This window comes from Thermoanaerobaculia bacterium (genome assembly GCA_018057705.1).
Classification (GTDB): domain Bacteria; phylum Acidobacteriota; class Thermoanaerobaculia; order Multivoradales; family JAGPDF01; genus JAGPDF01.
Window position 1 is genome coordinate 1 of record JAGPDF010000027.1, and the last position, 26,245, is coordinate 26,245.

Here is a 26,245-nt window from a genome sequence, read left to right on the forward strand (position 1 = left end):
CAAAGCGGGTCTGCGGTTCTATACTCGGGGTATGCCGGGTTCCGAGATTCGAGAGTTGATCTTCGAGGTGCGGGAGGCGGACGAGGGCGGCTATGTCGCTCGAGCTCTGGGAGAGTCGATCTTCGCCGAGGCCGAGAGCTGGCCGGCCCTCGAGAGCGAGATTCGCGACGCGGTGGAGTGCCACTACGACGCCGGCGACAAGCCAGCGGTCGTGCGACTGCACTTCGTGCGCGATCAGGTTCTCGCGCTCTAGGCTGCGCGCCTCATCCCTGGAGCCAACGTGCGGCTTCCTCGCGACCTGTCTGGTGACGAACTCGTCCGTGCGCTCGGGCGCGTGGGCTATGTCGTGACCCGGCAGTCCGGCTCTCACCAGCGGCTGACGACGATCACCGGAGGGGAGCATCATCTGACCGTTCCGCGACATCGGGCACTCCGCGCCGGAACCGTCGCTGGAATTCTCGCGGACGTCGCCGAGCACCTCGGAATCGAGCGCAACGAGCTGCTCGCCCGACTCTTCGGCTGATCGAAGCCTCGAGCCGGGAGATGCGCGGGGAGCGGGACTGTCGCCGTTTCTTCGGCAGCGTTAGAAACGGGGCGGTCTTCTCTCGGGGGCGCGAAAGAGATTCGTTGCCTGGGCTTCGGGGAGGGGACACATAGCGGGGTTTGGCGGGGTCGCGGGGATGTCACTTCGGCTCGCCCGCAATGTGTCCCCAACTCTTGCAGTCTCGCGCGAGGCTCTTGACAAACGTTTTCTCGAGGACCATACTCCGCCTCCATTTTCGAATTGAAGGAGCACACGTGCCGCGCAGCGAACGAAATTCAAACAGGCATCTCGAGCCAGCCGATCTGAGGAACTTCCTCGGTCAGACGGATCTCCGCGCGCGGAACGCTTGCGCGCAGGGTCTTGTCGTGGAGGCTGCTCTCTAGGGTTCGTTCGAACTGCGTTTCGACGCGACGAGCCTTCTGGGGAGCGATCCTCGGAAGGCTTTTTTGTTTTCCGGCCGATCCATCGAAGGGGGCCGGGACTGCCCGGAGCAGAGCGCCGGGAGGAAGGGAGGGGTGTGCCGGAGCCGTGCGGCGCGCGGGGGGGAGAGATTCTCGAAGCCGCGCGTTCCGAGACGGATTCGAAGCCGGCGGACGCCTCGTGCTCATGCGGGATGGCTAGCTCAGTTGGGAGAGCACCGAGCCATGAACTCGGTCGTCGCGGGTTCGAATCCCGCGCCATTCACAACGTCGCCGGAAGGCGACTCTGCAGGACCCGATCGCGGCGCGAGCGGGATCGAAAAAGTGGAGTCGACTGCGGTCGACTTCATTGAGTTTGCCGGCCTGGCGCGTGTCCTCGTAGCTCGGAGACGCGCGAAACGGGCAACAAGGGTGGGCGCCCTGCGGCTCGGAAGGGAGAGTCTTCCGAACCGGCGGAGCGGCATCGGGTTGAAGGAGTGGGAGACGGCTACCTCCTGCGAACTTCCCTGGTGCTGCTCCGCCGGAGGCGAGGACTCGAACTGCGGGCTCCGCGTCCCGTCTTGGGGCAGGCGATTTCGGTCGCGTCGCGTTCGGTTGTTGTCGAAGAAGTCTTCGAGTTGATTTTCCCCGGACAGGAGGTCCGGGGGTTGCGAGGAAGGAAGGTGCACCATGTCGTTCCTGAAGTGGATTCGAGTGCAGTACGGGCAGCGGGTCGTCGTGTACCGGGATGCGCAGCCGGTCGAGCTGCTGCGGCCGGGGCGGTACCTGCGGATGGCGATCGGCGGCGGGCTCGAGATCGAGCGCTTCTCGACGCGGGATCCGTGGGTGGCCACGAACATGTTGCCGGAGATCGTGCGGGCGGGGCTCCTCGAGGGTGAGGCGGTCGTGCTCGACCTCGTCGATCGGGAGCGGGCGATCGTGCGGATCGACGGCCGGTACGCGGGCGTCAAGGGCAAGGGTGTGTCGGCGGTGTGGACCGCGGAGCGGAAGGTCGAGGTCGAGAAGTACGAGCTCGGATTTTCCTCAAACTCGCCGGACGCTGCCGGCTCGTCGGCTCTCGGCTCTGCGAGCTTTCGGCTCGAGCACCCGTCGCTCGCCGTGATCGTCGAGCTGCCGGGTGCGAAGAGCGAGCTCGACGTCGCGGTCGTCGCTCCGGGTACGACCGGCCTGGTGTTTCGGGACGGGAGGCTGGTGAGCGAAATGGGGGACCTGAGTCCGGGTCTCTATGCCTTCTGGAAGGGCGGCGGCAAGTTCCAGGTCGTCGCGGTCGACCGGCGGGAGCAGGTGCTCGATGTCTCCGGTCAGGAGATCCTGACCGCGGACAAGGTGACCCTGCGGCTCAACGCGCTGGTCGTCTACCGGGTGGCCGATGCGGCGCTCGCGGTGACCACCGTCGAGTCGTACTCGCAGGCGCTCTACCGGCAGGCGCAGCTCGCGCTGCGGGCTGTCGTCGGCACGCGCGACCTCGAGGCGTTTCTCGCCGGCAAGGACGAGGTCGTCGCGGAGCTTCAGAGCCTGCTCGAGAAGCGGTCGCTGGAGCTCGGTCTCGAAGTGCGCGAGGCCGGTATCCGGGACGTCATCCTGCCGGGCGAGATGAAGGAGATCCTCAACCGGGTGGTCGAGGCGAAGAAGCGGGCGGAGGCGATGCTCCTCACGCGGCGGGAAGAGACCGCGGCGATGCGGATGCAGGCGAACACCGCCAAGATCTTCGAGTCGAGCCCGACGCTCATGAAGCTCAAGGAGCTCGAGGTCCTCGAGAAGGTGGCCGAGAAGGCCAACCTGACCGTGGTCCTGGGTGACGGCGGACTTTCGGAGCGGGTGATGAAGCTGGTGTAGGTGCTGCCTCTCCGGGACGGTTTCCGGGGAGGCTTTTTGTGCGTCCGCGCCAGACAGCGCGCCGGAATTCCGTCTTTCCTCTTTCGAGGAGGACGAAACGATGGGAAATCGCGAGCTTCACGAGCGACTCCGGCAGGGGAAGGTGAGGGAAGTCAGCTTCGACGAGTTCAGCGCGCTGGTCGGGGAGCGGGGTTTTCGCTTCGACCGGGCAACCGAGGGTTCCTGGGTCTTCGCGCATCCCGCCCTGCCTGGATCCATCGGCGTGCAGTCCACCGACGGAAAGATCCAGGCCTTCCAGGCGCTGTATCTGCTGCGGATGCTGGAAGAGCACGACATCGCCGCGGGGCATTGAGGTGGCACCGCTACGGTACCAGGCTGCCTTGATTGACATGTACGTAAGTTGCGTATAATCGAATGCGGGCCAGGATCAAGTCGGAAGTTGAGGCCAGGAGGAAGTCATGAAATCGGCAAAGACCCCAGCGCGGCGCGGCAAGAGGCGCGATCTCTTCGCCGAGCTCGATGAAGGAATCCAGGCCCTCGCCGACGAACGCCAAGGGAAGCGCCAAGGCAAGCGCACGCTCCGCACCCATACGATCGAGCTGAAGCCGGCTCCTGAAGTTTCGCCCCGGCAGCTCGTCGAGCTGCGCGAAGAGCTCAACCTGTCGCGCGGCCTGTTTGCCGCCTACTTGCGGACCAACGTCCGCACCCTCGAGAACTGGGAACAGGGGCGGGCGAAGCCCAACGCGCAGGCGGCGCTGCTCATCCGCCTGGTGCAGAGGTATCCCGACACGGTGCAGAGGCTGGCGGCGGTCTGAGCGGAGGTGCGGCGACGGCGCAGGGGGGGGCGGGTTGGCTCGCTGCCCCGAATCGCAAGACGACAGGGCTGAAATTCGTCTTTACCTTCCATGAATGGATCTATGGGGAGAGAAAGCCCTCGGCTCGAAGTTGCGTCGGTCTGGAGGCGGGCCGGCCTGGAGACGTTGATTCCCAAAACGGGTAGAATCGTACCCATTATGGGAAACGTGCGAAAGAAGGCTCCCGGGAGCGGATTGGCGGGGGCGTTGTTCACGCCTGTGCAGCAGCGCGTCCTGGGTCTTTTGTTCGGGCAGCCGGAGCGCCAGTTCGGAAACGGGGAGATCATCAAGTTGGCGAACAGTGGGACGGGGGCGGCGCATCGGCAGTTGCAGCGGCTGGCCGAGGTCGAGCTCGTCACCGTGACCCGGATCGGCAACCAGAAGCACTACCAGGCCAACCCGAAGTCCCCGATCTACGAAGAACTGCACGGCCTCGTCGTGAAGACGGTCGGACTCGTCGAGCCGTTGCGCGCCGCGCTCGCTCCGATCGCCAAGAGCATTCAGATCGCTTTCGTCTTCGGCTCTCTGGCCAAGGGTACCGAGCGAGCTCGCAGCGACGTCGATCTCCTCGTCGTCAGCGACGTACTGTCCTATCCCGATCTCTACGAGGTACTCCCGAGCGCAGAGAGAGCCCTCGCCCGTCCGATCAACCCTACGGTCATGACCGCAGCCGAATGGCAGCGCAAGCGCGCAGGGCGAGATTCCTTCGCCAAGCGGATTGCCGAGGGAGCCAAGCTCTTCGTCGTCGGGGACGAGAATGCTCTCGGTTGAGCTCGAGAATCTCGTCCGGGTGGGAAGGCTCAAGCGAGAGCCGGTCGTTCGAGAGGAGTACGAAGGGCTCATCCGAAATGCGGCAAGGCGTCTCGAAGATGCCGGAAACGACCGTCTCCATGCGGAGAGTCGATTCGATCTCGCCTATTCTGCGGCCCATTCCGTCGCAGGCGCGGCCCTTCGCCGCCTGGGCTACCGGGCATCGGACCGGCAAGTTGTATTCCAGGCGCTGGCTCATACGCTCGGAACATCGGCGTCGACCTGGAGAGTCCTCGCGAAATGCCATGAGCAGCGCAACCGGCGCGACTATGAGGGGATGGAGGCGATCGACGAGCGCCTGTTGCGTGACCTCCTCACGGCAGCCGCCGAGATCCTCCGCGAGATTCAGGATCGCGGCGAGCTCGAGACAACCTGAGAGACTTGTCGTTGGAGACCATCGTCAGCGTGAAGCAAGACTGAGCCAGACGATAGGAATGGAGTCGGGCGTCGCATCGACATCTGAGCGATGCGCCAGGCGGCGGAGAGATTTCGCTTGCTGTTGCGGCAGCGCTAGAAACGGGGCGGTCTTCTCTCGGGGGCTCGAATGAGATGAGTCTCCTCAACGTCGCGAGGGGACACATAGCGGGGTTCGGCGGGGTCGCGAAGTCGCTCCATTGACTCGCCCGCAATATGTCCCCAAATGGGCGGGGTCGCGGGGGCGGTCCGTTGTCTTGCCCGAGATTTGTCCCCAAATGGGACCGGCAGTCTTGCCCTCAGAATCTCTCCAAGTGCTTGTCTCCCCGAATGCCCGCACCGAGGCGCGAGATTCGTACGGCAAATTCCGTCTTTCCTCTTTCGAGGAGGACGACGCCGTGCGGAACTGGAAGCTGCTGGGGCGCATCCGCCGCGGGGAGATGCAGAACGTGGCCTTCGGTGATTTCGTCGCGCTTCTCGAGGAGCTTGGCTTCCGCCTCGAACGGGTGGGTTGCAGGGGACACATAGCGGGTATCGAAGGAGTCTCGAGCGCGTTGCCCTGTTGTCCCCGCAATGTGTCCCCGACAGAGTGCCGGGGAAAGCCAAGCCGTACCAGGTCCGGCAGCTGCTCCGAATGCTGGAGGAATACAATCTGCCCGGGGAGATCGACCGATGAAGGACTACCACATCAACGTCTTCTGGAGCGACGAGGACGAGAGCTACGTCGCTGACATTCCCGATCTCTTTCCCTGTGCGGCTTTTGGCGACAGTCCGGAGGAAGCGCTCGCGGAGGTGCTGGTCGCCAAACAGGTCTGGCTCGAGGCCGCGCGCGAGCACGGACTCTCCGTCCCGGAGCCGACGTATCGGCCCGATGCGAGGCGTGCAGCGGGCTAGGTCGGGGCAGCGCTAGAGACGGGGCGGTCTTCTCTCGGGGGCTCGAATGAGATGGGTCTCCTCCATCTGGAGATGGTCGCGAGGGGACACATAGCGGGGTTCGGCGGGGTCGCGAAGTCGATCCGTTGTCTCGCCCGCAATGTGTCCCCACATGGGCGCGGGCGCGGGGGCGCTGCAGCCTCGCGCCCGCAATGTGTCCCCGAATGGGCGGGGTCGCGGGGGCGGTCCGTTGTCTTGCCTGCAAAGTGTCCCCAGGAGATCGCTCGTCGCAAGATTCCGGGCGTCGAATCCGTCTTCACAGGGCATGGATGAGGCGCTCGGATTCTCTCGGACCTCCTCGAAAGCGCACCTTGACGGTACGTATCCCTTGGGATACGTTGTCTGGTGATCGAGGTTCGCGAGACGGTGGCATTCGCGAGCTGGTTCGCAAGCCTCGAGGACATTCGAGCGCGTTCCAAGGTGCGGGTGCGCCTCCGTCGCTTGTCGCTCGGCAATCCTGGCGATGTCCGCCCGGTCGGGCGCGGGGTCTCGGAGCTGCGAATCGACTGGGGGCCGGGGTTACGAATCTACTTCGTCACGAGGGGCAAGACGCTCGTGATCCTGCTCGGTGGCGGGGACAAGCGCACACAGGCGCGAGACATCGAGCGGGCTTCCGAGCTGGCGTTCCATCTGGAGGAATGAACCGATGAAGGTCGTTCGAACCCGGCGCTGGGATCCGGCGGCGTATCTCGAAACCGAAGCGGAACGCATCGCCTACCTCGAAGCGGCGTTGGAAGACGGCGATCCTGCGGTCGTCGCGGCCGCGCTCGGCGATATCGCTCGCGCGGCGGGGATGACGACGGTGGCGCGCGACGCGGGGCTCGGGCGCGAGAGCCTCTACAAGGCGCTCTCGAAGGACGGGAATCCGGAGCTCGGGACGGTGCTCAAGGTGGTGGCAGCGCTGGGACTGAGGCTCAGGGCGGCGGCGATCGAGTCGGGGCGCGGTACATCCACCACGTGAGGAACGGCGGAACGATTCTGCTGTTCGTGCGGCAGCGAAGGCTCGCGGAGTGGGCAGCGTTAGAGACGGGGCGGTCTCCTCTCGGGGGCTCGAATGAGATGAGTCTCCTCCATCTGGAGATGGTCGCGAGGGGACACATAGCGGGGTTCGGCGGGGTCGCGAAGTCGCTCTATTGACTCGCCCGCAATATGTCCCCAAATGGGCGGGGTCGCTGGGGTGCTCCGTTGTCTCGCCTGCAATGTGTCCCCAGATGTCGATGGTGGCGATGTCTTGCCCGCCAGGTGGTCGGGAGTGCTGGCTGTCTTCGGCCGCGCGACTGCTGGCGTTCGCTGGCGTTACAATTCCGGGCTGGAGCACCTTGAGGGAGACCCTGGCATGAGCGAACCAGTGACGACGGACAAGCAGCGGATGATCCAGCTTCTGGAGGGGCAGCCGGACGACAGCTCCTTCGAGGAACTGATCAAGGAGCTGGCGTTCGATCGCATGGTCGAGAGGGGTGTCACCGACGCCGAGAACGGGCGGACGATCAGCCACGAGGAGTTGGGCCGGAGGATGGCCGCTTGGCAGAAGTAAGGTGGACCGAGGAGGCTGCCGATCGGCTGCACGAGATTCTCGAGTACATCGCGGAAACCAGTCCTCAGGCGGCCACTGAGACGGTTGGTGGAATCTATCGGCTCGCAGAAACCCTCGACCGCTTTCCGGAGCGCGGCTTCGCCTACGAGACGAGATCGGGCCGCTCCGTGCGCATTGTCTTTTACGGCCACTATCGCGTCGTCTACCGGCTCGAGCCGGGCGCATCCGTCACGATTCTGGGCGTCTTTCACGGCGCCATGGACTTGCCGAGGTACCTGCCGTAGCGCTGGCGGGACGGACTGCGCGATCTCGCACGAACGGGTACATTGGGAGTCGCAGTCGACGACCTCGCAGGCGCCGGCGACGGGGGAGCGGTGCATCCACCACGTGAGGAACGGCGGGATCATTCTGCTGTTTGTGCGGCAGCGAAGGCTCGCGGGGTGGGCATCGTTAGAGACGGGGCGGCCTTCTCTCGGGGGCTCGAATGAGATGAGTCTCCTCAACGTCGCGAGGGGACACATAGCGGGGTTCGGCGGGGTCGCGAAGTCGCTCCATTGACTCGCCCGCAATGTGTCCCCAGATGGGCGGGGTCGCGGGGGCGTGGCACTGGCGCGCCCGCGATGTGTCCCCGAATGGGCGGGGTGGCGGAGGCGCGGCACTGTCGCGCCCGCGATGGGTCCCCGGCGATCTGGAATAGCTCCGGGGACGTGGACGGGCCCTCCGGTGTCCCTTCCTCCGTCGCTTTGACGTAACAGACAATCGAACCCAACTTCCCGGAGAAACCTCATGCGCAAGTCCATGTTTCTCGCCTTCGCCCTGGTTCCCGTATTCGTTGGCGCTCTCGGCTGCCAGTCGAAAACGGCACCCGCTCCGCCCGCCCCTTCGGCGGCGACCGATTCGAAGATGGCGCCGATCGAGTCCACCGCGCCGCCGGCCACGGCTGGCGTCATCGGAGTCGCCGCCTGCGACGAGTACTTGAACAAGTGGGAGACCTGCCTCGCGACGAAGGTCACGGGGGACGCTCGCGAGCAGGTGAAGGTGGCGCTCGATGCCACGCGGGACGCCTGGAAGCGGGCAGTGGCGACGCCGGAGGGGAAGGCTGGGCTCGCGGCGGCCTGCGAGCAGGCGGCGGAGCTCGCGAAGATGCAGGTTGCGGCGTACGGCTGCAGCTGGTGAGCGACCGCTAGCGGAAGAAATGGGGACTGTCCCCAATTCTTCTGGTCCGCGCTAGGGGGACCACTCCGAGAGGTCGCCTTCTTCGTCGAAGTCGGCGGCGAAGATGAGGGCGTCGGAGATGAAGAGCTCTTCGCGGCCGGGGACTTCGGAGTCGGCTTCGTAGAGGATGCCCATGCCGTCCGGGGTCGGTTCGAGGTCGAACTGCTCGTCGATGACGCCGCCTCCGGCGGTGGGGGTGAGGCTCAGCCGGCGCGGCAGGGGCTGCAGGCCGTCGGTGCGGGTGGCCCAGAGATGGAGCGGGCCGCCGTCGATCGCCGCGAGGAAGAAGAACTCCGAGTGGTCGGGCGTCACGCCGGTGAGGACGCCGAGCTCGACGCTCCCCCACAGGATGTTGTAGAGATTGTTCGGCGTGGAGGTACCGTCGTTCGCCACCGTCCAGAGCGCGAAGTCGTTGGGAACGGAGAAGTCGGCCCGGAAGATGGAGCGCACCGGCAGGATCACGCCGGGCCCGGAGAGCAGGGTCTCGGCGACCAGGATCGGCCACTCGGCGCTCGCCGGCCCGCCCCGGGGGGCGCCGCGCAGCTCGTCGATGAAAGTCCCCGCGGCATCGCCCACCCCATAGACGACGATGTCGTCGAAGAGGCCCCCGAAGACCGCGGACTCGGCGGCGACGAGCGGGCGATTCAGGCGCACGCCCGAAGCCGAAGGGCCGAGGATCGGCACCGAGAAGACCTCGCGGCGTTCGTCGACCGCCCAGTCGGCCGAATAGACCACGGTTGAACCGTCGGCCGAGATCTCGTACGCGTTCACGTCGCCGTTGGCGACGAGCCCGGTGTTGAGCTTGACCGGCGGCGCCCCGCCGGCCGTTGGCACCGAGTAGAGCTCCTCCTTGCCGTCGGTATCGCGGTCGGCCTGGAAAACGACGCGCGAGCCGTCCGCGGTGACACTCCAGACATCGTTGACGTTGCCGCCGACGACCGGCACGTCGGCGATACGGATGGCGTTGCCGGCGGGGCCGGCGACGTCGGCCGACCAGAGCTCGTTCGCGGGCTCCGTCGGCGCGTCCCTGAGGACGAAGAGGACGCGGGCGCCGCCGGGCGCGAGCCTCGGCGCCCCGGCTCCTCCCGTGCCCAGGATCGGAGGCGTCAGGCGGACCTTCGCCCCACCGGCGAGCGGAACGCTCCAGATCTCGAAGGGGTCTGTCGAGCCGGCGCGCCGCTGGAAGACGACCCGCGAGGGCGTCACCGCGAAGTTGAGCGTTTGGCCGTCGTCGTCGAAAGGCCCGTCGAGGCCGACCGCGGCGGACGAGCCGTCGACCGGCGCCGAGTAAAGCGTGTGCTCCAGGGCTCCGAGTTGGGAAAGGTTGAAAAAAATCCGATTACCGTCGGCGGAAAACTGCAGGGTGTAGGAGAACACGTCCTGCGAACCCGCGAGCGGCGGGGAGAGTTTGACGCCGTCGGCGGCGGTGCCGAGTAGCGGCACGGTGTAGAGCTCGTAGCGGTCGGAGACCTCCTGCGCGGCGGTGTAGAGGACGTATTTCGAATCGGGTGAGAAACGCACGACCTCGAACGCGTCGCCGGGCGCGAGAGTGCCCGAAAGCCGCTTCGCCGGGCCGCCCCACCGCCGCGCCGCCCAGAGGGCGTGGGCGTTGTTCACCTCGGCGTCCTGCACCCAGACGATCCACTCGCCGTCGGGCGAGACTCGTTGGTTCGACGCGGATGAGAGCCAGTAGACGTCGCTGCCCACGACCGCGGGCCCGCTGACCTTGTGCACCCGGCGCTCGACCGCGCCGGCGCCCGCGGCACCGAAGGCGACCACGGCGGCTACGCAGAGGCAGGCGAGGGTGAGAGTGAGGTGCGGTGTCGGGAATCGGGCGCGGAATTGTGCGCGGATTCGTCCGGCGAAGAGAGTCGGCATCTTGGTCCTCCTAAGGAAGAAACGTCGTTGGAGGGCGGAAGGCGACAGACCGACCTCGGGGGCGCTAGAGACGGGGCGGTCTTCTCTCGGGGGCGCGAAGGAGATGAGTCCTCCTCGCGGCGCGGGGGGACACATCGCGGGGTTCGGCGGGCTCGCGGGAAGCGCACTTCGGCTCGCCCGCAATGTGCCCCCAAGGCTCCGATGCGTCCCCAACGCTCGCTCGCAATGTGTCCCCAACTGCTCCAACTCTCGGGTGCGAGATAGCGGGGCGAAATTGCGTCCTTACTCTTTCGAGGAGGACGAGACGATGGAAAATCGAGGGCTTTACGAGCGCATCCTGCAGGGGAAGGTCCGCGAGGTCGGCTTCGACGAGTTCCGCGCGCTGGTCGAGGCGCGGGGATTCCGGTTCGAGCGGTTCGAAGGGGACGATTGGATCTTCGATCATCCCTCTCGGCCCGAGACCCTGGGCGTGCAGGCGCGGGGCGGGAAGATCCAGGCCTTTCAGGCGCTGTTCCTGCTGCAAATGATGGAGACGCAGGACTTCGCTTCGGCGGGGTGAGCGGTCGGGGGGCGGGAGAACTCGGGGACAGCCTCCAGTTCTCGGCGGCGGGAATGGAAAGCGGGGCGGTCTCGGGAGAAAGGGGGACAGTCCCATCTCCGCCGCAAGACGTTCGCACCCACAGGGGTTCCTTTTGGAGTCCCCGCGGGGTCCGAGTCGGGTGGGTGTACCCTGTCTCCGCAGAGATCCGGGAGGCGCTATGGCGAAATCGCTCCGATTCGCATCGATGATCCTCGTGATGCTGGCTCTCATCGGCACTTCGGCGTTCGCGGGGGCGAAAGAGCGCGCGTCGTCGGCATCGCCGGCATCGCCAGAAGCCGTGACGATGGATCGCCTCCGCGTGATCGCTGCCGCGCTCCAGTCCTTCGTGAACGACGCGACATCCGGCGAGCATCGGCTGGAAGGGGCACCGAGCGACTGGGTGCTCTCAAGCCAGCCGTCGAAGCTCGTCCGCATTCCCGCGGTGAACGAGCTGCTGACCTACCGCGAGCTCTTCGAGCTGTTCAATCCGCGCGAGGAAGCCAGTTACCTGCGCGATATCCCGGAATACGACGGTTGGGGCAAGCGCATCGAGGTCCATTACGCGGAGGAGAAACTTCTCGCGGCGCGCGTCTTCAGCGTTCGAAGCTCGGGGGCGAATGGGCGATTCGACGGCGATGTCTATGAGATCGGCGGATTCCTGCCGGGGTCGGCGACGGATGACATCGTCATCGCCGACAAGCGCTTCGTTCGCTGGCCGTTGGGAACGCCCGAAGCCGACCGCGACGTGAAGCCGAGCGCCGGGCCGGACTGGAACCGCCTGAACAAGGTCGAGCCCGGGGGCGGAAGTTTCTCCCCGCTGGATCGGTGAGCAGCGGCAATCTCCGGCGCGCCGGGCGTTGAGTCGGAGGTTGCGGGGGCGGGCGGGGTAGGGGGCATCGCTAGAGACGGGGCGGTCTTCTCTCGGGGGCGCGAAGGAGATGGGTCTCCTTGGCGGCGCGAGGGGACACATAGCGGGGTTCGGCGCGCTCGCGGGAAGCGCACGTCGGCTCGCCCGCAATATGTCCCCCATTGGCGGGAAGGGCACTTCGGCTCGCCTGCGGTATGTCCCCTATTGGCGGGGAGGGCAGTTCGGCTCGCCCGCAATGTGCCCCCCACTCGCAGCGTTGGCCGCAGCGGGAGACCTGGACTCTCTCCATTTCTTCTCTGGGGCGCGGCGAGAGACAATCGTCGCGTGAAGCCCTCCGACGACGTTCGCAGCCGGCACGACGCCATTTACTCCGATCCTGCGGTCCCAGCGTTTCGCTTCTGGCAGCTCGCGCCGCGGCTGTGGGCGGGGAGGAATCCGCTCTCGGAGCAGGATCTGCGGAATCTCCTGGAGCGCGGGGTGACGCATGTTCTCGATCTGCGCGAGGAGGCGGAGTGGGTGGGGCCGTGGCGGGTCGGCATCGAGGCGGTCGCGCTCGCGGGTGAGGTCGGCATCGAGCGGATGCACTTGCCGATCGAGGACTGCTCGCCGCCGAGCGCGGCGGCGTTCACGCAGGCGGCGGCGTGGCTCGATGCGCGCTTCGACGAGCCGGGGTCGGTGGTCTTCGCGCACTGCCGCGCGGGGATGCAGCGGACGCCGACGATCCTCGCGGCGTGGCTCGCGCGGCGCGAGGGGATCGCGTTCGACGCGGCGGTGCGTCGCCTGCAGGCGAACGGCTATCGCGGGGAGCCGATGCCGGAGCAGTGGCGGGCGGCCGAGAGTTGGCTCGCGAGTCGCGAGGGGAAGCGCGCGTGAGCGCGCGCGAGCTCCCCCTCGCCAGTCGCGTGCGCGGTTGTCTCCTGGCCGGCGCTCTCGGCGATGCGCTCGGGGCGCCGATCGAGTTCATGAAGTGGCCGGCGATCCGGGCGAAGTGGGGCCCGCGGGGGCTCACGCACTTCGCGCCCGCGTATGGCGTCGTCGGAGCCGTTGGAGCCAGGGGAGCGATCACCGACGACACGCAGATGACGCTCTTCACCGTCGAAGGTCTGATTCGCGCGGAGGTGAGACTGGCAGCACGCGGGCTCTGTCATCCGCCCGCGGTCGTGCTCCACGCCTACCTCCGCTGGCTGTGGACTCAGGGCGGTAGCTGGAAAGAGGCCGGGCGGGAGATCTGGAGTGAAGAGCAGCCGGAGCCGGACGGATGGCTCGCGCGGGAGCGCTTCCTGCACGCCCGCCGGGCGCCGGGCAATACCTGCCTCGGCGCACTGCAGAGCCGCGGGGACCGCGGAGGTCCGGCACAGAACGACTCGAAGGGTTGCGGCGGGGTCATGCGCGCCGCGCCGGTCGGGTTCCTTTTCGGTCGGGAGCGCGGCGTGGGCAAGGACGGCGCTGCGGAGGCCTTCGCCATGAGCGTCGAGATCGCGGCGCTGACCCATGGGCACCCGAGCGGGCAGCTGCCAGCCGGCGTGCTGGCGGCGGTCGTCCATGGCGTGGCGCACGGGGGACGGACGCTGGACGAAGCGCTCGATGTGGCGACCGGGTTGTTGCAGAGGCAGCCCCGGCACCGGGAGACGCTGGTGGCGCTCGAAGCGGCGCGGCGGCTTTCGCTCGCGGGCGAGCCCTCCGCCGAGCGTGTCGAATCGCTCGGCGAGGGCTGGGTGGCGGAGGAGGCGCTGGCGATCGCGGTCTATGCCGCGCTCTCACATCCCGAGGATCAGCGCGCCGCGCTGGTGCTGGCGGCGAACCACTCGGGCGACAGCGATTCGACGGCGGCGATCTGCGGGAATCTTCTCGGAGCGGTGCTCGGCGAAGGGGCGCTGCCGGGGGATTGGTTGGAGGAGCTCGAGGGGCGTGAGGTGATCACGCAGCTGGCGGACGATTTCGCACGGCAGCTCGAGGGGAGGGCACCGGATCTCGGGGAGTACTCGGAGAGGACACCGGAGGCGGATGCCTGGTGGGAGCGGTATCCGGGGTGGTGATCGGGGGGCGTTTTCTCGGGATTCTGAGAGACGGGGCGGTCTTCTCTCGGGGGCGCGAAAGAGATGAGACTTCGCTGCCGTGGGGAGGGGACACATAGCGGGGTGGGGCGGGGTTCTCGGGATGGCACATCGGCTTGCCCGCAATGTGTCCCCCAATGTCCCTCGGCTTGCCCGCAATGTGTCCCCCAATGCGGGCGATGTGTCTCTTCGCCTTCTGTCCCCTGGTGGGGGTTCCTGGCGTTCTCAGGAGGGATGGGAACCGGACGGGCGTGGGGTGCTGAGGGGTGAAGCCGCCGAAGGCGTCGAACGGTCCGAAGGGATCGAAGGTACCGAAAGCACCGAAGGGCTCGATGCGGCAGAAGCTGGCGTCGATCGCTTTCTGGGACGCCTTGCGGCGGCGCTATCCGGTCGCGTCGCATTGGGAGCTGGTGCGCCAGGGGAGCGGTGTGCTGGCGGCGAACCTCCTCGCGGCGCGGGCGCTCGTGCGTGGGGAGATGCGGCCGTGGGAGCTCGTCGTGCTGGTCGCGTTCGAGGCGATCGCCTACTCCCTCGTCGCCTGGATTCAGTTGCAGTTCGTGCCCCCCACGGCACGGCCGGAGGCGGAAGAGAAAAGCCTCAGCCTCGTGGCGCGGCTCCCGGCGCTCGCCTTCGGGCTCTTCTGGCTCGTCTGTGTCTACGGCCTCGTCTTCGGCTTTCTGCTGCGTGACCTGGGGCCGTTCCTCGCCGCGGTGCGCGAGCCGCTCGCCTATCTCGAAGAGAGTGCCATCCGTTGGCCGCTCGCGGTCGCCATTGCGGGGCTGCTCCTCGACGCGATCGCTGACCGCCGGTTCTGGCTCCACCATGGCGGGACGTTCGTGAGCACCCCGGCCTTCACGGCGATGGCGCGCTGGCTCACCCTGTTCCTCGGCGGGATCCCGTTCTTCGTGCCGTTCGCCGCCGGTGGCTGGGGCGTGGCGCAGGCCGCGAAGGCGATCGAGCGAATCGACCGGCGCCATCCGCTCGGGCCGAAGCGCGGCAGGTTGCCGGCGGTGATCCTCGTCCTGCCGGTCCTGGGGCTCGGGCTCATGATGCTGGTCGGCTGGCTGATGCAGGCCGGCGAGCTCGGCTGGACGATCGGCTACTGCTCGGCGAAGTTCGCGAGCGAGATGCTGATTCTCGGCGTACCGCTCCTCGCCGAGCGGGCGAGCCGCGAAGAGAGGGCAGAGCTCGGGTAGGGGCAGAGATCCTCACCGGCGGGTGCCGGCTGAAACCGCGATGCATCCAAGTGAGTGGGTGGCCGATCGCGGATCCTGGATCGGCCCGGGGAGCTTCCATGCATCTGGCGGAGATCTGGCGGTATCCGGTGAAGTCGATGGCGGGGGAGGAGCTCGAGGAGGCGGAGCTGACAACGTCGGGCGTCGAAGGCGACCGGCTCGTTCAGGTGCGAGTCGGCGACCACCTCGTCACGGCGCGCAGCCGGCCGCGGCTCCTCGGGCATCGGGCGCGACTCGGCGCCGACGGCGAGATCCGCGTCGACGGGCGGCCTTGGAGCGATCCGGCGGTCGCGGCGGACGTCGAGCGCGCCGCGGGCGCCGGGGCGCGTCTGGTGCGGACGAGAAATGGGGACAGTCCCCAATTCTTCGAGCGCTTCGACATCCTGCCGCTCCTCGTCATGACGGACGGCGCCATCGCGGAGATCTCGAACGCGTCGCTCGCCGCCGGCTCGGTCGAGACCGACCGCCGCCGGTTCCGGCCCAACCTGCTCCTCGCCGGGGTGCCCGGACTCGCCGAGCGCGGCTGGGAGGGGCGGCGGCTGCGGATCGGAAAGGCGGGTCAGCCAGACGCGGTCGTGGTGGCGCTCGCCGATCTCCGCGGGCGCTGCGTCATGACGACGTTCGATCCCGACACCCTCGAGCAGGAGCCGCGCGTGCTGCGCACCGTCGTGGAACGGACCGGCGGCGTCCTCGGACTGAACGCCGAAGTCGTGCGGGGCGGCCGGGTTCGGGTCGGCGATCCGGTGGAGTTGCTGCGCGGGTGAGGTTGCGTGGCAGCTTTGCCGGCTGCTTTTTCCTGGGATTGTGAGAGACGGGGCGGTCTTCTCTCGGGGGCTCGAAGGAGATGAGAGTTCGCTGCCGCGGGGAGGGGACACATAGCGGGGTGGGGCGGGGTTGCGGAGAGGGCGCGTTGGCTTGCCCGCAATGTGTCCCCTGGTGTGGGCTGAGATTCTGAGAGACGGGGCGGTCTTCTCTCGGGGGCTCGAAGGAGATGAGATTTCGTTGCCGCGGGGAGGGGACACATAGCGGGGTGGGGCGGGGTTGCGGGGAGGGCGCGTCGGCTTGCCCGCAATGTGTCCCCCGGTGTCATCGAGTGTTTCCCAGTGTCCTCGAGTGTCCCCCGGTGTCCCCCGGTGTCCCAAGGTGTCTCCAGGTGTTCGGCGGGCCGGCCTTCACCTTGCCGGGCCGATCCGGTTCTGGATCCAGGCCAAGTCTTGCCTCTGGAGAGATGGCGACGGTTTCGATTCTTTTCCGCTTGCGGTGTCGGGTGGGAGGGGCGGATCTCGATGAAGGGAATGTCGGGCCGGTACGGCGTCTATGGCCCGCTCCGGGTCGTCGGCCCGGAGTCGACACTTCCAGGGAGGCATCGTGAAGCGAAGCCCATCCGCAGTTGAACGTTCATCGAAGAAGCGAAGCGCTCGGGCTCCAATGGCCGTGGGGCTCGTCTGCGCCCTCGGATTTTGCGCTGCGCCGATCCGGGCGGGCGGGCCGCCGGACTGCCTCCCGGGAACGCTGGTCACCTTCCCCGCGACGGGCGCGATCGCGCTGTACAACGTCCCTGCGAACGCGACCGAGCTCCGCGTGGAGTTGACCGGCGGCTCCGGCGGCGACTCCATCCCGGATCTTTCGGCGGTCGCTGCGGACGTCGACGTTTCGCATGTCGGCTCGACCGTCGACCGGGCGCCACTCGCGCTCGAAGGCCAGGGGAACCGCCTCGGCGGTCGGGGCGTCCATGTGGTCGCGATCTTCGAGGTCGCCCCGCCGTTGGCGCTCCAGGTGATCGCAGGCGGCCAGGGGGGGGCGGGGAACCCCGGTTTCGGCGCGGGAGGCGGCGGTGGGAGCTTCCTCTTCACGCCCGCCGGCGAGCTCTACCTTGCGGCAGCGGGCGGGGGCGGCGCGGGACTCTCGCAAGACGGCCAGGACGGCAACTTCTCCCCGGACGGAGGTGCCGGCAGCGGGCCGACCGGAGGAGCCGGTGGCACGAACGGCCTCGGCGGCGAGGCCGGCGGCGAGAAGGGCGGCAACGCCGGCGGCGGCGCGGGCTTCCTCGGCGACGGTGGCGACGGCATCGGCTTTGTCTCGGGATTCGGCGGCCACCGCATTTCGAGCCCGGGAGACGCCGCGGGCGGGGCCGGATCGGTCTCGGGCGGCGATGGCGGCTTCGGCGGCGGCGGCGGCGGCGCCGGGCCGTCCGGCGGCGGGGGCGGCGGCTACAGTGGCGGCGGCACCGGCCTCGGCAAAGAGGGCGACGGCGGCGGCGCCGGCGGCACCTTGGTCGCCCCGAGTGGCGCGACGTTCGTGATGGAGCCTGCACCGATTCCCGGCGCCGGCTCGGTCGAGATCTGCGTCAGCGCCGAGCAGCAGGGAGAGCCCGCCGAGGTCCCGGCGCTCTCGCCGCTCGGCCTCGCGGCGCTCGCGGCGCTGCTCGCGCTCGCAGCGCTCGCAAGGATGGTCGCTCTGCGGCGGCGTGACCTGGAAGCGCCGCGCTAGAAGGACCTTCCCACCCGGTTCGTATCGTGGGGACTCGCCGCGGCTCTCGTCGGTCCTCGCTGGCGACGAGGCGCCATCTCCCGGGGCTCGAAGGAGACCGATCCGAAGGTCTCCAAAGTGGATGTAAAACGGAACCGAAATGGATATACTAGAGCGGAAGGAGGGCCCCATGGCGACCCTGACGCTCAAGAACGTGCCGGACGAGTTGGTGGGGCGGTTGAAGCAGGAGGCGAAGCTCAGCCGGCGGAGCCTGAACCAGGAGGCGCTGGCGCGGCTCGAGCGCAGCCTGGTGGCCCGGCAGCAGACCGGCGCGGAGAAGGTCGCGATCATGAAGGCGGCGCGGGCGCGCCTCGCGCACTTGGCACCGCTCACCGACGACTTCCTCAGCCTGGCCAAGAACGACGGCAGGCCTTGATCGTCGTCGACACGAATCTGCTCGCCTACGCCGTGCTCGCCGGGGAGCACTCCGAACTGGCGGAGCGGGTCGCGCTGCGCGACTCCGATTGGATCGCGCCGGCGCTCTGGCGGCACGAGCTGGCCAACATCCTCGCGACCGCGATGCGCGTCCGCGGACTGTCGCTGACCGAGGCCCTCTATGCTTTCGCCGCGGCGGAGCGTCTGGTCGTCGACGCGGAGATCGAGCCCGAGCTCCCGGACCGCCTCGAGCTCGCGGCGCGCGGCAAGATCTCCGCCTACGACGCCGAGTTCGTCGCCGTCGCGCTGCGCCTCGACCTGCCGCTGGTCACCGCCGACCGCCGCCTCGCGCAGGCCTTTCCGAAGGCGGTGCTCCGGATCGAGGAGTTCGTCGTCGAGTAGGAACTGCGCCGGGCTAGTTGTAGCCCAGGCGGGCGAGGAAGGTCGCCATCGAGATCTCTTCGACCGGCTCGGCTTCCATGTCGCGGCCCATGACCCGCACGGTCGCGTTCGGGCCGACGAGATCGAGGAGGTCGTCGAGCCAGCCGGCGCGCGCGAGCTCCGGCAGACTCTCGGGGCGCAAGCCCACGATCGCCTCGACCCCTCCGGGCTGGCTGGCGAGCTCGCGGCAGAGAGGGCAGTCGTCGAATCCCGAGCCCTGCCCGACCAGGGTGATCCACCCCTCCTCGGCGGACAGCAGGCCTGCAGGGATCGATGCGCGGCGGCGGCGGCGGTTGTTCTGGTGCATACGTCCTCCCGGAAGGTTGCTTCTACGAAGTGAAAGACGCATTCGCGCGGTGCTATCTGGCAGCTTTCGCCGGGGACCGTCCCCGGCGAGGGCTCCGTCCGATAGTCTCCACGCCATCCATGGCCCGGGTTCTCGCTGCGCCTGCGATCGTTCGCCTGCTCGAGCGCGAGCCCGGGCTGGCCCCGGCCGTCGAGAGCGTGCTCGAACGCGGTGCGGCGCTTCGCGCCGCGGCGCGACGGGCCTACGCGGATGCGGTGCCTGCGGGGCCGCCCGGGGGCGAGGCGGCACGGGCTGCCTCGGCCGAGCTCGCCGCCGCGGTCGCGGCGCTGGAGGAGATCACCGGGCGGAAGAACCTCTCGCCGTTCGGCCTGGAGCTCGACCGGGCGATCGAGCGCTTCCACCGGGCGGTGGCGGCGGCTCGGGCTGCACGCCACGCCTTCACCCCGCGGCGCGTCTTTCGTTCGGCCGAGGCGCAGCGGGCGCTCTCGCAGGCGCAGTGGCTGTTCACGCGCGCCTGGGGGGCGCTCGAGAAGGCGGCCTCGGGCCGGTCGCTCCGCGCGCTGCCCTGGCGGCTCGAGCTCTGCTCTCACCTCGACCCGGAGGCGCCTTTCGACGAGCTCGAGATCGCGGGACACGAGCTCCCCGGAACCCCTGCCGCGAAGCGCCCGTGGGGCGAGCGCTGCGTGCTCTCGGGCGAACCGTTCCTGATCGATCGCAGCCGCGAGCCGCTCGTTCGCTATCGCTCGCTCGAAGCGGCCCATCACGTACTCTCGCCTGCCAGCCACCGACTCGTGGTGCGGCTCCGCGCGGCGCTCGCCCGGATTCCGGAGGAGGCATCGGGATCGCCGGCGAGGGGGGCGCCTTCGGCCATCAGCGCGCTGCGGCGGTCGTTCGGATTCCTGTTCGAGGAGTACCTGGCCGAGCCGAGCCACCCGACCTTCGCCCGCCTCGGGCTGCTCGACTTTCCGGCGCTCGCCGTCGGACTCAACAACCTCCTCGTCGCCTGGGCGCACCGGCCGCTGTTCGGGACTCTCGCGCGCCTCCAGATGCCGGGAGACGGGCCCTACGCCTGGCGGAGCTACGCCGAGGTGCGGCGCGATGCCTTCGCCCTGGCGCGCTCCTGGGAGCGGCTCGGCGTTCCCGCGGAGGCCTCGATCGGGATCCTGGTCGACGCGAACGCGCCGGAGTTCTATCTCGCCGAGCTCGCGGCGGTCCTCACGCGCCGCACTTCGGTGGGGCTCCCGGCCTCGCTCTCCGCCGAGGCGCTCGGCGGCATCGCCGGCCGCGCCGGGCTCGGGCTCGTCGTCGCCGACCGCCGCGGCCTCGAGCTCCTGCGCGCGCCGGGGTTCGCAGCGGCGCGCGGCGCTCTTACCGCGACCGCAGCGGTCGCCGGGGTCATCGGCTTCGGCGATGCGTTGCCTGAGTTGCAACACGACGAACGCTCTCTCTCGACATTGCTGGACGACGCTCGAAGTGACCCGGGTCTCGCGTCCTGGCGGGCCGCTTCGGGACTCACGCTCGCGACCGGAATCCTGCACGACGACGCGCCCGGCCATGCGCGGGCGCGCGAGCTCGGCATCGTGGAGGATGGCGCCGAGGACCTCTTCACCATCCTGTTCACCTCGGGCAGCACCGGACTGCCGAAGGGGACGCTCGCGACGCGCCGGCGGTGGGCGGAGGAGATGTGCGTCGAAGTCGACCTCTGGCCGTACGTCGGCGCCTCGTTCCAGCCGTCGGCGATCGCCGGCGACCGCGGCTCGGTCTGGCGCGCGCTGACCAACGGCGGCCGGGTCGGTTTCACGCGGCGCGGCGCGGAGCTCTTTCACGACCTGCGTCGGCTGCGCCCGACGCTCTTCGACGTGCCGCCGGTGATCTGGAACACGCTCTACGGCGAGTACCGGCGGGCGATCGCCCGGCCCGATCTCGACGCCGCGGAGGTCGCCCGGATACGGCGCCGCTTCCGCGACGCGCTCGGCGGCCGCATCGCTTTCATGGCGACCGGCGGGGCGCCGAGCGACGAGGGCGTGCGGCGCACCATGGAGACGCTCTTCGGCGTGCCGATGTCCGAGGGTTACGGCACCACCGAGACCGGCTTCATCGCCAGAAACGGTGTCCTGCTGCCGGGCATCGAGTACCGGCTCATCGACCGGCCCGAGCTCGGCTTTACCGCGGCCGACCGGCCGCTGCCGCGGGGCGAGCTCGCGGTGCGCACGGCGCGCTCGACGGCGCGGTATCTGGGCGCCGAGGCGCGCGATGCATCCGAGTTCACCGCCGACGGTTTCTTCCGCACCGGCGACCTGGTCGAGCTCGGCCCAGGCCGGCGGGTGCGCGTCGTCGGGCGCTCGAAGCTCACCTTCAAGCTCGCCGGCGCGGAGCTCGTCTCGCCCGAAGAGCTCGAGCGCGTCTATTCACGGAGCGAGTCGATCGAGCAGATCTGGATCACCGCCGCGCCCGGCGCGGCGCGGGTCGTGGCCGTCGTGGTGCCGCGCCGCGACGGCGTCGACGAGCGCGAGCTCACCGACGAACTGCTGCGCGTCGCCGGGGAGGCGGCGCTGCGTCCCCACGAGCGGGTGTCGGGAGTGGTCGTCGCGCAGCGCGAGGGCGGCGCCTCGCCGTGGACCGTGGAGAACGGGCTGCTCACCCCGTCGTTCAAGATCCACCGTCGCGCGCTCGGCGAGCGCTATCGCGAGGCGATCGCGAGCGCCGTCGCCGGCGTGGCCGGTATCGCAGCCAGCGCCGGCGTCGCAGCCAGCGCCGAGCCCGGATGGAGTGGCGCGGTCGGAGCGGATGCGAGCTCCACGGAGAAAGCTCTCACAAGGGACGAAGGCGCGGCCGCCGAGAGTCTGCGCGCGATGACCGCTATCGTCGCCATCGTCGCAGGGGTCTTGCGCCGGCCGCGCGAGACGATCGACCTCGAGCTCTCGTTCGCCGAGCAGGGGGGCGACTCGCTCGCCGCGCTCGAGCTGGCGATGCGGATCGAAGAGGTCTTCGGCGGCAAGGAGCGGCTCGACGAGGCGGTGCAAGCGGCCTCGGAGACGCTCGCCCGGCGACCGCTCCGCGAGCTCGCCGCCTGGCTCGCACCGGCGCGCCGCAGGGCAGACGACGGCGAGAACGACGGCGTGGACGACGCCGCTGGGCACGCCGCGGGCCACGAAGCGACCACCGTCCTTTCTTTGTCCGGTCCTTTGCCGGAATCGGTTGCGAACGCACCGCAATCGGCCAGCGACGACGAGCTCGCGCTGGCGAATCGCGACGCGGTCGATGTGCCTGAGATCGGCAAGACCGTCCCCCAGGCGACCTCGCGGGACGTTCTGCTCACCGGCGCGAACGGCTTTCTCGGCGTCCACCTCCTCACCCTCCTCGCGCGCACCCTCCCTGCGGGCGCGCGCGTTTTCGCCATCGTGCGGGCGGCGAGCGACCGGGCGGCCTGCGAGCGCCTGCGGGCGGCGGTCTCTGCCGCCGGCCTCCCGGAGACCAGCCTCTCTCCCGATCCGCGCGACCGGTCGGCGAGGGTAGTCGGAATCGCCGGCCGACTCGATGCGCCGCAGTTCGGGCTCGATGCTGGGCGCTGGCAGGAGCTCGCCCGCGAGGTGGGGATGGTCCTCCATGTGGCGGCGAGCGTCACCGGCGCGAGCGGCTACGCGGCGTTGCGCGCGACGAACGTTCTCGGCACCCGTCGGGCGCTGGAGCTCGCCACCACGGGGACCCTCAAGGCGTTTCACCTCGTCTCGTCGCTGAACGTCTCGCTTCTGGTCGCCGGACCGGGGCGCGGGATCGCCGCCGAAACGACGCCGGTGCCCGAGCGCCTGTCGCGGGAACAGTTCGACGCCAACAGCGGCTACGCGATCACCAAGTGGGTCGGGGAGCGGATGGTGGAGGAGCTGGTACGGCAGATGGGTGGGAGGGGTGACCGCTTTCGCGCTTCGATCAGCCGCCCGGCGCTCCTCTCCTGGTCGCGCGCGACCGGCTACGCCAACGATCACGACTGGCTGACGCGGGTGCTCTCGTCCTGCCTCACGACGCGGTCGATTCCCGGTCCGCCGGAGGCCGGCGTCCCGGGGTGGATCCCGGAGACCGAGACCTCGGCGCGCGGCCTCGATCTCGTGCCGATCGATTTCGCGGCCGAGGCGATCGCCTGCCTCGCCGAGCGGACGCGCGAGGCGCCGGGGATCGGCGGCAGCGAGGCGATCGGCGCGAGCGGCGCGATCGGCGCGAGCGGCGCGCCGGTCTTTCACGTCTCGAATCTCGCCCCGGGCGAGCGCGGGCTGGTGACACTGCCGCGGCTGCTCGATCTGCTCGTTCTGGCGGATCTGGAAGTGCGGGCCGGGCTGGCACCCGGCTCGCTCGAGCCCGTCGAGCCCCTCCAGCTCGTCACGCCGGCCGAGTGGCGATCGCGGGTCGAGGCGACGGGCGCCGCGGCGCTCGCCATCCTCCCGCAGTTGCGGCAGTCGATCCCCGCGCTGCCGCGGACGCCGACCGCCCGCTTCCGCGCGGTGGTGGGGGAGGCGCTCTCGGACCCCGGGGTCGACGTCGCGACGCTCGCCGCGTTCGTCCGGGCGCATCGGAGCCAGGCCCCCGGCGGTCCCCTTTCCGGGGCACCGAGCCGCCCGGCGCTCGGCGCGAGATAGGATCCGGCTACCGTTCTGGAGGGCGCCCGCGACCATGGCGAAAAGTGAAACGTCGATCGATTCGGGAGTGCTGGACGAGTTGAACCGGCTGGGTGCCGCTCGCGTTCCGATCGCGGGTTGGCTCGCGGGCCTCGAGGCCCGGCGCGAGAGCGTTTCGGAGCCGGTCTACCGGCGGGTTCGGGAGGACTATTCGAAACGGATCGACGAGCTCGACCGCCTCGCGAGGCCGTTGCGGGTCGAAGCGACGCGCGCGATCGGCGTCCTCGACAGCGAGCTCGCCCGGCTCGCCACCGAAAAGGAGGAGGTCGAGGTCGATCTGCAGGAGATCGAGCTCCGGCGCTTTCTCGAAGAGTACACGGAGGCCGAGTTCGAGGAGCGCTCCCGGGTGCCGCGCGAACGGCTCGCCGAGCTCGGTCTCGAGCTCGAGAAGCTCCGGGCGAGCCGCGAGCTCTGGCTCGCCGCTCGCGGCGAGGCGGTCGCCGGAGCGATCGCCGAAACCGCGGCGCCCGAGTCCGCGGCTTCCCCGGAATCGACCCAGGCTACTGGCTCGTCGAGCGGCTCGTGGGCCGGCGTCGGAAGCGCGCCTGCTCCGGTGCATCCGCCGCCTGCGATCTCCCCACTGGTGCCGACGCCCACCGGCATCGACCTTCGCCCGCTCTCGCCGGCGTCGATCACCATGCCGCGTCCGATCCCGCCGCCGCGAGTGTCCTCGCCGGCGATCCCCATCCCGCCCTCGCCGGCGCCGGTCGCTGCCATCCCAGCGTCCGTTTCGATGGCTCCGCTACCTCCGCCACCTCCGCCAGCTCCGCCGGCCGTGCCAGCGCTGGATCACACGGTGGTCTACACGCCCGAGCCGCCGAGCTTCTTTCCCGAATCGGTCGACCCGGGCGCGGCGGGCGCCACGCTGCGCCTGCAGGCCACGCTGGTCCCGGCCGATGCCGGCGACGGCTCCGCCCGGGGGCATGTGCTGTCGCCGGAGAACACCCTCGGGCGGGTGAGCGAGAACAGCATCCAGATCCAGCACGGATCGGTCTCCCGCCACCATGCGCTGCTGCGCTACACGGAGGACGGCTGGACGCTCGAGGATCTCGGAGCGGAGAACGGCACCTGGGTGAACGGCGAGCGCATCGAGAAGCGCCGGCTCGCCGACGGCGACCGCGTCAACATCGGCACCGTGCGCTTCCTCTTCAAGACCGGCTAGTCGAGACGACGACTCCAGCGCACGAGTCCAGATCGATCTCGAGCTCGATCCGGTTGCGGTCGCCGACCCGCGACCAGCGCAGGTCGCGCGTCAGCGTCCGCACCAGGTGAATCCCCAGCCCGCCGGGGGAGCGATCCTCGAGCGCGGCCGCGGTGTCCGGCCGGGAGCGGGCTCCGGGATCGAACGGCGCCGCGTCGTCCTCCAGCCGGTAGTGCAGCCGTCGGAGCGTCCGGTCGAGGTCGATCTGCAGAGCGATCTCGCTCGCCCCGGCGCCGTGGTTGGCGACGTTCGAAGCGAGCTCGTCGTGGACCACGAGCAGGTCGCGCAGCGGGCGTTCCGCGAGGCCCTCCTGGCGCGCCCAGAGGGCGATCTCCGCCGCCGTCTCGGCCACGGCGGCGAGGGTCGCCGGCGCCGAGGCCCGGAAGGTCGGTGACGCAGCGAAGGGCAGCAGCGACTCGGGCGCGCCCGGCGAGCCGGAGGCGATCCCGTCGAGCCCCTGAGCCGCGAGACCGAGGAGCTGCCGGGCGCGCGCCTCCACGGGGAGAGGCGTCACGGGGAGCCCCTCGAGGGCCCGGGCTGCAGCCTCGACGAGCCGCGCCAGGATCGGAATCGCCGCCTCCGGCAGCGCACCGCGGTAGATCTCCCAGCGACCTCCGGGCAGCGACGGGGCGTCGACATTCAGGCCGAGAAAACGCAGGGCGCGCCCGGCGTCATAGCTGCCGAAGGCCGCGAGGCTGCCGACATAGTCGGCGAGCAGCTCGTCCAGGAGGTGGCTGCGGATCCGGCCGTGCCGCCGGAGCGTCAGGCAGTGAAAGCACTCGTGCGCGAGCCGCAGCGCGAGCGAGCGCTCGCGCCAGGTCGCCGGATCGAGGCCGACCTCCGCCGCCGGAACCGCCGAGTACGGGCCGTCGGAGAGCAGGATCAGCCGATCCTGCCAGAGCTCCTTCTGCGGCCGGATGCGGCTCGCCATCTCCGCGGCCCACTCCTCCTCGGTCGCGGCGCGGCCGGGTGGCTCGAGGGACGCCTCGAATCGGCGGCGAAGGGCGCCGACCCGATCCCAGTTCACCAGTCCCTTGACGAGACAGGCGCCCATCGCGTCCGGCACCGGCTCCGGCTCGTTGCGCGCGGTGAGGGCGCGCACCAGGCGCACGAAGTCGTTCCTGTGGCGGGCGATGAGCACCGGAATCGCGCCGGCGATGCTCTCCTCGACATGCAGCGAGAGGAGATCCTCGCGCTCGATCTCCACCGGGACGCGTCGAGCGGGATCGGCCTCTCCCTGCCGCGTCGCGCGGCGGTACTCGGCACTCTCCGAGATGCCTCGCTCGACCGGGAAGCCGAGCTGCGGGAAGCGCAGCGCGAGCGCCCGGGCGACGCCGATGTCGCGGGCCTGCTCTGCGTAGCCCCGCCAGAACGGAATCTGCGGCTCCTCGGCGAGGGGGAGGGCGAGCTCCGCCTCCGGCAACTCGGCGTACGACTGCCCCAGGTAGTCGGTGAGGGCCGCGAGCGTGCTGGCTTCCGCTGCGAGGCCGGCGCCCAGCTCGCCGAGGAGACGGCGCCGCTCGCTTTCCCTGGGCTCGGGCATCGTCACTG

The 26,245-nt window shown here is 69.4% G+C and carries 27 protein-coding genes and 1 tRNA gene; 25 read left to right on the top strand and 3 right to left on the bottom strand.

What is annotated here, in order from left to right; genetic code table 11:
• The first annotated feature begins 46 nt into the window (after window positions 1-46).
• From KBI44_10495 to KBI44_10560, 14 genes are all read left to right on the top strand, one after another.
• Entirely contained in the window at window positions 47-253 is a 207-nt protein-coding gene (locus KBI44_10495) for a 2-oxoisovalerate dehydrogenase (protein ID MBP9144902.1), read from the top strand.
• 27 nt (window positions 254-280) lie between these two features.
• On the top strand, window positions 281-523 hold the full coding sequence (locus tag KBI44_10500; protein MBP9144903.1) for a type II toxin-antitoxin system HicA family toxin: 243 nt from the start codon (window positions 281-283) through the stop codon (window positions 521-523).
• 632 nt (window positions 524-1,155) lie between these two features.
• Window positions 1,156-1,228 (top strand) — tRNA-His (locus KBI44_10505).
• A 404-nt stretch (window positions 1,229-1,632) separates the two neighbouring features.
• Window positions 1,633-2,799 carry a slipin family protein gene (locus KBI44_10510; GenBank protein MBP9144904.1) on the top strand — a complete coding sequence of 389 codons (1,167 nt, stop codon included), beginning with the start codon at window positions 1,633-1,635 and terminating at the stop codon, window positions 2,797-2,799.
• A 100-nt stretch (window positions 2,800-2,899) separates the two neighbouring features.
• A complete protein-coding gene (locus tag KBI44_10515) occupies window positions 2,900-3,151 on the top strand; it encodes a hypothetical protein (GenBank protein MBP9144905.1) in 252 nt (83 codons plus the stop codon).
• Between the two features lie 106 nt (window positions 3,152-3,257).
• Window positions 3,258-3,614 carry a transcriptional regulator gene (locus KBI44_10520; protein ID MBP9144906.1) on the top strand — a complete coding sequence of 119 codons (357 nt, stop codon included), beginning with the start codon at window positions 3,258-3,260 and terminating at the stop codon, window positions 3,612-3,614.
• Between the two features lie 198 nt (window positions 3,615-3,812).
• On the top strand, window positions 3,813-4,424 hold the full coding sequence (locus KBI44_10525) for a nucleotidyltransferase domain-containing protein (protein ID MBP9144907.1): 612 nt from the start codon (window positions 3,813-3,815) through the stop codon (window positions 4,422-4,424).
• Window positions 4,411-4,839, top strand: coding sequence for a hypothetical protein (locus tag KBI44_10530; GenBank protein MBP9144908.1), 429 nt, complete (start codon window positions 4,411-4,413; stop codon window positions 4,837-4,839). The genes KBI44_10525 and KBI44_10530 overlap by 14 nt, the downstream gene beginning before the upstream one ends.
• Window positions 4,840-5,549: 710 nt before the next feature.
• The gene (locus KBI44_10535) at window positions 5,550-5,771 is read left to right on the top strand and encodes a type II toxin-antitoxin system HicB family antitoxin (GenBank protein MBP9144909.1); all 222 of its coding nucleotides are present in this window, start codon (window positions 5,550-5,552) and stop codon (window positions 5,769-5,771) included.
• A gap of 384 nt (window positions 5,772-6,155) precedes the next feature.
• The gene (locus KBI44_10540) at window positions 6,156-6,452 is read left to right on the top strand and encodes a type II toxin-antitoxin system RelE/ParE family toxin (GenBank protein ID MBP9144910.1); all 297 of its coding nucleotides are present in this window, start codon (window positions 6,156-6,158) and stop codon (window positions 6,450-6,452) included.
• A 4-nt stretch (window positions 6,453-6,456) separates the two neighbouring features.
• A complete protein-coding gene (locus tag KBI44_10545) occupies window positions 6,457-6,771 on the top strand; it encodes a putative addiction module antidote protein (GenBank protein ID MBP9144911.1) in 315 nt (104 codons plus the stop codon).
• 387 nt (window positions 6,772-7,158) lie between these two features.
• Window positions 7,159-7,344 carry a hypothetical protein gene (locus KBI44_10550; protein ID MBP9144912.1) on the top strand — a complete coding sequence of 62 codons (186 nt, stop codon included), beginning with the start codon at window positions 7,159-7,161 and terminating at the stop codon, window positions 7,342-7,344.
• Complete coding sequence (locus KBI44_10555; protein MBP9144913.1) at window positions 7,332-7,628, top strand: type II toxin-antitoxin system RelE/ParE family toxin; 297 nt, start codon at window positions 7,332-7,334, stop codon at window positions 7,626-7,628. The genes KBI44_10550 and KBI44_10555 overlap by 13 nt, the downstream gene beginning before the upstream one ends.
• 502 nt (window positions 7,629-8,130) lie before the next feature.
• Window positions 8,131-8,520, top strand: a complete 390-nt coding sequence (locus KBI44_10560; protein ID MBP9144914.1) for a hypothetical protein — start codon at window positions 8,131-8,133, stop codon at window positions 8,518-8,520.
• A 51-nt stretch (window positions 8,521-8,571) separates the two neighbouring features.
• Here KBI44_10560 and KBI44_10565 read toward each other — a convergent pair whose 3' ends face one another.
• On the bottom strand, window positions 8,572-10,437 hold the full coding sequence (locus KBI44_10565; protein MBP9144915.1) for a hypothetical protein: 1,866 nt from the start codon (window positions 10,435-10,437) through the stop codon (window positions 8,572-8,574).
• Between the two features lie 307 nt (window positions 10,438-10,744).
• Here KBI44_10565 and KBI44_10570 point away from each other — a divergent pair, with 307 nt between their 5' ends.
• The 9 genes from KBI44_10570 to KBI44_10610 all read left to right on the top strand — a co-directional run bounded on the left by KBI44_10570 (window position 10,745) and on the right by KBI44_10610 (window position 18,480).
• Complete coding sequence (locus tag KBI44_10570; protein ID MBP9144916.1) at window positions 10,745-10,996, top strand: hypothetical protein; 252 nt, start codon at window positions 10,745-10,747, stop codon at window positions 10,994-10,996.
• A gap of 226 nt (window positions 10,997-11,222) precedes the next feature.
• Window positions 11,223-11,846, top strand: coding sequence for a hypothetical protein (locus tag KBI44_10575; GenBank protein MBP9144917.1), 624 nt, complete (start codon window positions 11,223-11,225; stop codon window positions 11,844-11,846).
• A 363-nt stretch (window positions 11,847-12,209) separates the two neighbouring features.
• The gene (locus KBI44_10580) at window positions 12,210-12,758 is read left to right on the top strand and encodes a dual specificity protein phosphatase family protein (protein ID MBP9144918.1); all 549 of its coding nucleotides are present in this window, start codon (window positions 12,210-12,212) and stop codon (window positions 12,756-12,758) included.
• Window positions 12,755-13,921: an ADP-ribosylglycohydrolase family protein gene (locus tag KBI44_10585; protein ID MBP9144919.1), complete on the top strand. Its 1,167-nt coding sequence runs from the start codon at window positions 12,755-12,757 to the stop codon at window positions 13,919-13,921. The genes KBI44_10580 and KBI44_10585 overlap by 4 nt, the downstream gene beginning before the upstream one ends.
• Before the next feature lie 350 nt (window positions 13,922-14,271).
• Entirely contained in the window at window positions 14,272-15,135 is an 864-nt protein-coding gene (locus KBI44_10590) for a hypothetical protein (protein ID MBP9144920.1), read from the top strand.
• Between the two features lie 98 nt (window positions 15,136-15,233).
• A complete protein-coding gene (locus tag KBI44_10595) occupies window positions 15,234-15,938 on the top strand; it encodes an MOSC domain-containing protein (GenBank protein ID MBP9144921.1) in 705 nt (234 codons plus the stop codon).
• Window positions 15,939-16,602: 664 nt separating this feature from the next.
• Window positions 16,603-17,664, top strand: coding sequence for a hypothetical protein (locus KBI44_10600; protein MBP9144922.1), 1,062 nt, complete (start codon window positions 16,603-16,605; stop codon window positions 17,662-17,664).
• Window positions 17,665-17,833: 169 nt separating this feature from the next.
• Window positions 17,834-18,079 carry a hypothetical protein gene (locus KBI44_10605; protein ID MBP9144923.1) on the top strand — a complete coding sequence of 82 codons (246 nt, stop codon included), beginning with the start codon at window positions 17,834-17,836 and terminating at the stop codon, window positions 18,077-18,079.
• Complete coding sequence (locus KBI44_10610) at window positions 18,076-18,480, top strand: type II toxin-antitoxin system VapC family toxin (protein MBP9144924.1); 405 nt, start codon at window positions 18,076-18,078, stop codon at window positions 18,478-18,480. The genes KBI44_10605 and KBI44_10610 overlap by 4 nt, the downstream gene beginning before the upstream one ends.
• 13 nt (window positions 18,481-18,493) lie before the next feature.
• Here KBI44_10610 and KBI44_10615 read toward each other — a convergent pair whose 3' ends face one another.
• A complete protein-coding gene (locus KBI44_10615) occupies window positions 18,494-18,826 on the bottom strand; it encodes a hypothetical protein (GenBank protein ID MBP9144925.1) in 333 nt (110 codons plus the stop codon).
• A 119-nt stretch (window positions 18,827-18,945) separates the two neighbouring features.
• Between KBI44_10615 and KBI44_10620 the strand changes: the two genes are divergently transcribed.
• Both KBI44_10620 and KBI44_10625 read left to right on the top strand, forming a co-directional pair.
• Window positions 18,946-23,454: an SDR family oxidoreductase gene (locus KBI44_10620; protein MBP9144926.1), complete on the top strand. Its 4,509-nt coding sequence runs from the start codon at window positions 18,946-18,948 to the stop codon at window positions 23,452-23,454.
• Between the two features lie 34 nt (window positions 23,455-23,488).
• On the top strand, window positions 23,489-24,655 hold the full coding sequence (locus tag KBI44_10625) for an FHA domain-containing protein (GenBank protein MBP9144927.1): 1,167 nt from the start codon (window positions 23,489-23,491) through the stop codon (window positions 24,653-24,655).
• Here KBI44_10625 and KBI44_10630 read toward each other — a convergent pair.
• Window positions 24,642-26,237 carry an ATP-binding protein gene (locus KBI44_10630; GenBank protein ID MBP9144928.1) on the bottom strand — a complete coding sequence of 532 codons (1,596 nt, stop codon included), beginning with the start codon at window positions 26,235-26,237 and terminating at the stop codon, window positions 24,642-24,644. The two genes, KBI44_10625 and KBI44_10630, sit on opposite strands and share 14 nt — an antisense overlap.
• Window positions 26,238-26,245: the final 8 nt, after the last annotated feature.

Excerpts from the sequence above, each read along its gene's own strand:
- KBI44_10510 (MBP9144904.1), top strand. The coding sequence starts at position 1,633 with ATGTCGTTCCTGAAGTGGATTCGAGTGCAGTACGGGCAGCGGGTCGTC.
- KBI44_10515 (MBP9144905.1), top strand. The coding sequence starts at position 2,900 with ATGGGAAATCGCGAGCTTCACGAGCGACTCCGGCAGGGGAAGGTGAGG.
- KBI44_10520 (MBP9144906.1), top strand. The coding sequence starts at position 3,258 with ATGAAATCGGCAAAGACCCCAGCGCGGCGCGGCAAGAGGCGCGATCTC.
- KBI44_10525 (MBP9144907.1), top strand. The coding sequence starts at position 3,813 with ATGGGAAACGTGCGAAAGAAGGCTCCCGGGAGCGGATTGGCGGGGGCG.
- KBI44_10530 (MBP9144908.1), top strand. The coding sequence starts at position 4,411 with ATGCTCTCGGTTGAGCTCGAGAATCTCGTCCGGGTGGGAAGGCTCAAG.
- KBI44_10535 (MBP9144909.1), top strand. The coding sequence starts at position 5,550 with ATGAAGGACTACCACATCAACGTCTTCTGGAGCGACGAGGACGAGAGC.
- KBI44_10545 (MBP9144911.1), top strand. The coding sequence starts at position 6,457 with ATGAAGGTCGTTCGAACCCGGCGCTGGGATCCGGCGGCGTATCTCGAA.
- KBI44_10560 (MBP9144914.1), top strand. The coding sequence starts at position 8,131 with ATGCGCAAGTCCATGTTTCTCGCCTTCGCCCTGGTTCCCGTATTCGTT.
- KBI44_10565 (MBP9144915.1), bottom strand. The coding sequence starts at position 10,437 with ATGCCGACTCTCTTCGCCGGACGAATCCGCGCACAATTCCGCGCCCGA.
- KBI44_10570 (MBP9144916.1), top strand. The coding sequence starts at position 10,745 with ATGGAAAATCGAGGGCTTTACGAGCGCATCCTGCAGGGGAAGGTCCGC.
- KBI44_10575 (MBP9144917.1), top strand. The coding sequence starts at position 11,223 with ATGATCCTCGTGATGCTGGCTCTCATCGGCACTTCGGCGTTCGCGGGG.
- KBI44_10590 (MBP9144920.1), top strand. The coding sequence starts at position 14,272 with ATGCGGCAGAAGCTGGCGTCGATCGCTTTCTGGGACGCCTTGCGGCGG.
- KBI44_10595 (MBP9144921.1), top strand. The coding sequence starts at position 15,234 with ATGCATCTGGCGGAGATCTGGCGGTATCCGGTGAAGTCGATGGCGGGG.
- KBI44_10600 (MBP9144922.1), top strand. The coding sequence starts at position 16,603 with ATGGCCGTGGGGCTCGTCTGCGCCCTCGGATTTTGCGCTGCGCCGATC.
- KBI44_10605 (MBP9144923.1), top strand. The coding sequence starts at position 17,834 with ATGGCGACCCTGACGCTCAAGAACGTGCCGGACGAGTTGGTGGGGCGG.
- KBI44_10615 (MBP9144925.1), bottom strand. The coding sequence starts at position 18,826 with ATGCACCAGAACAACCGCCGCCGCCGCCGCGCATCGATCCCTGCAGGC.
- KBI44_10620 (MBP9144926.1), top strand. The coding sequence starts at position 18,946 with ATGGCCCGGGTTCTCGCTGCGCCTGCGATCGTTCGCCTGCTCGAGCGC.
- KBI44_10625 (MBP9144927.1), top strand. The coding sequence starts at position 23,489 with ATGGCGAAAAGTGAAACGTCGATCGATTCGGGAGTGCTGGACGAGTTG.
- KBI44_10630 (MBP9144928.1), bottom strand. The coding sequence starts at position 26,237 with ATGCCCGAGCCCAGGGAAAGCGAGCGGCGCCGTCTCCTCGGCGAGCTG.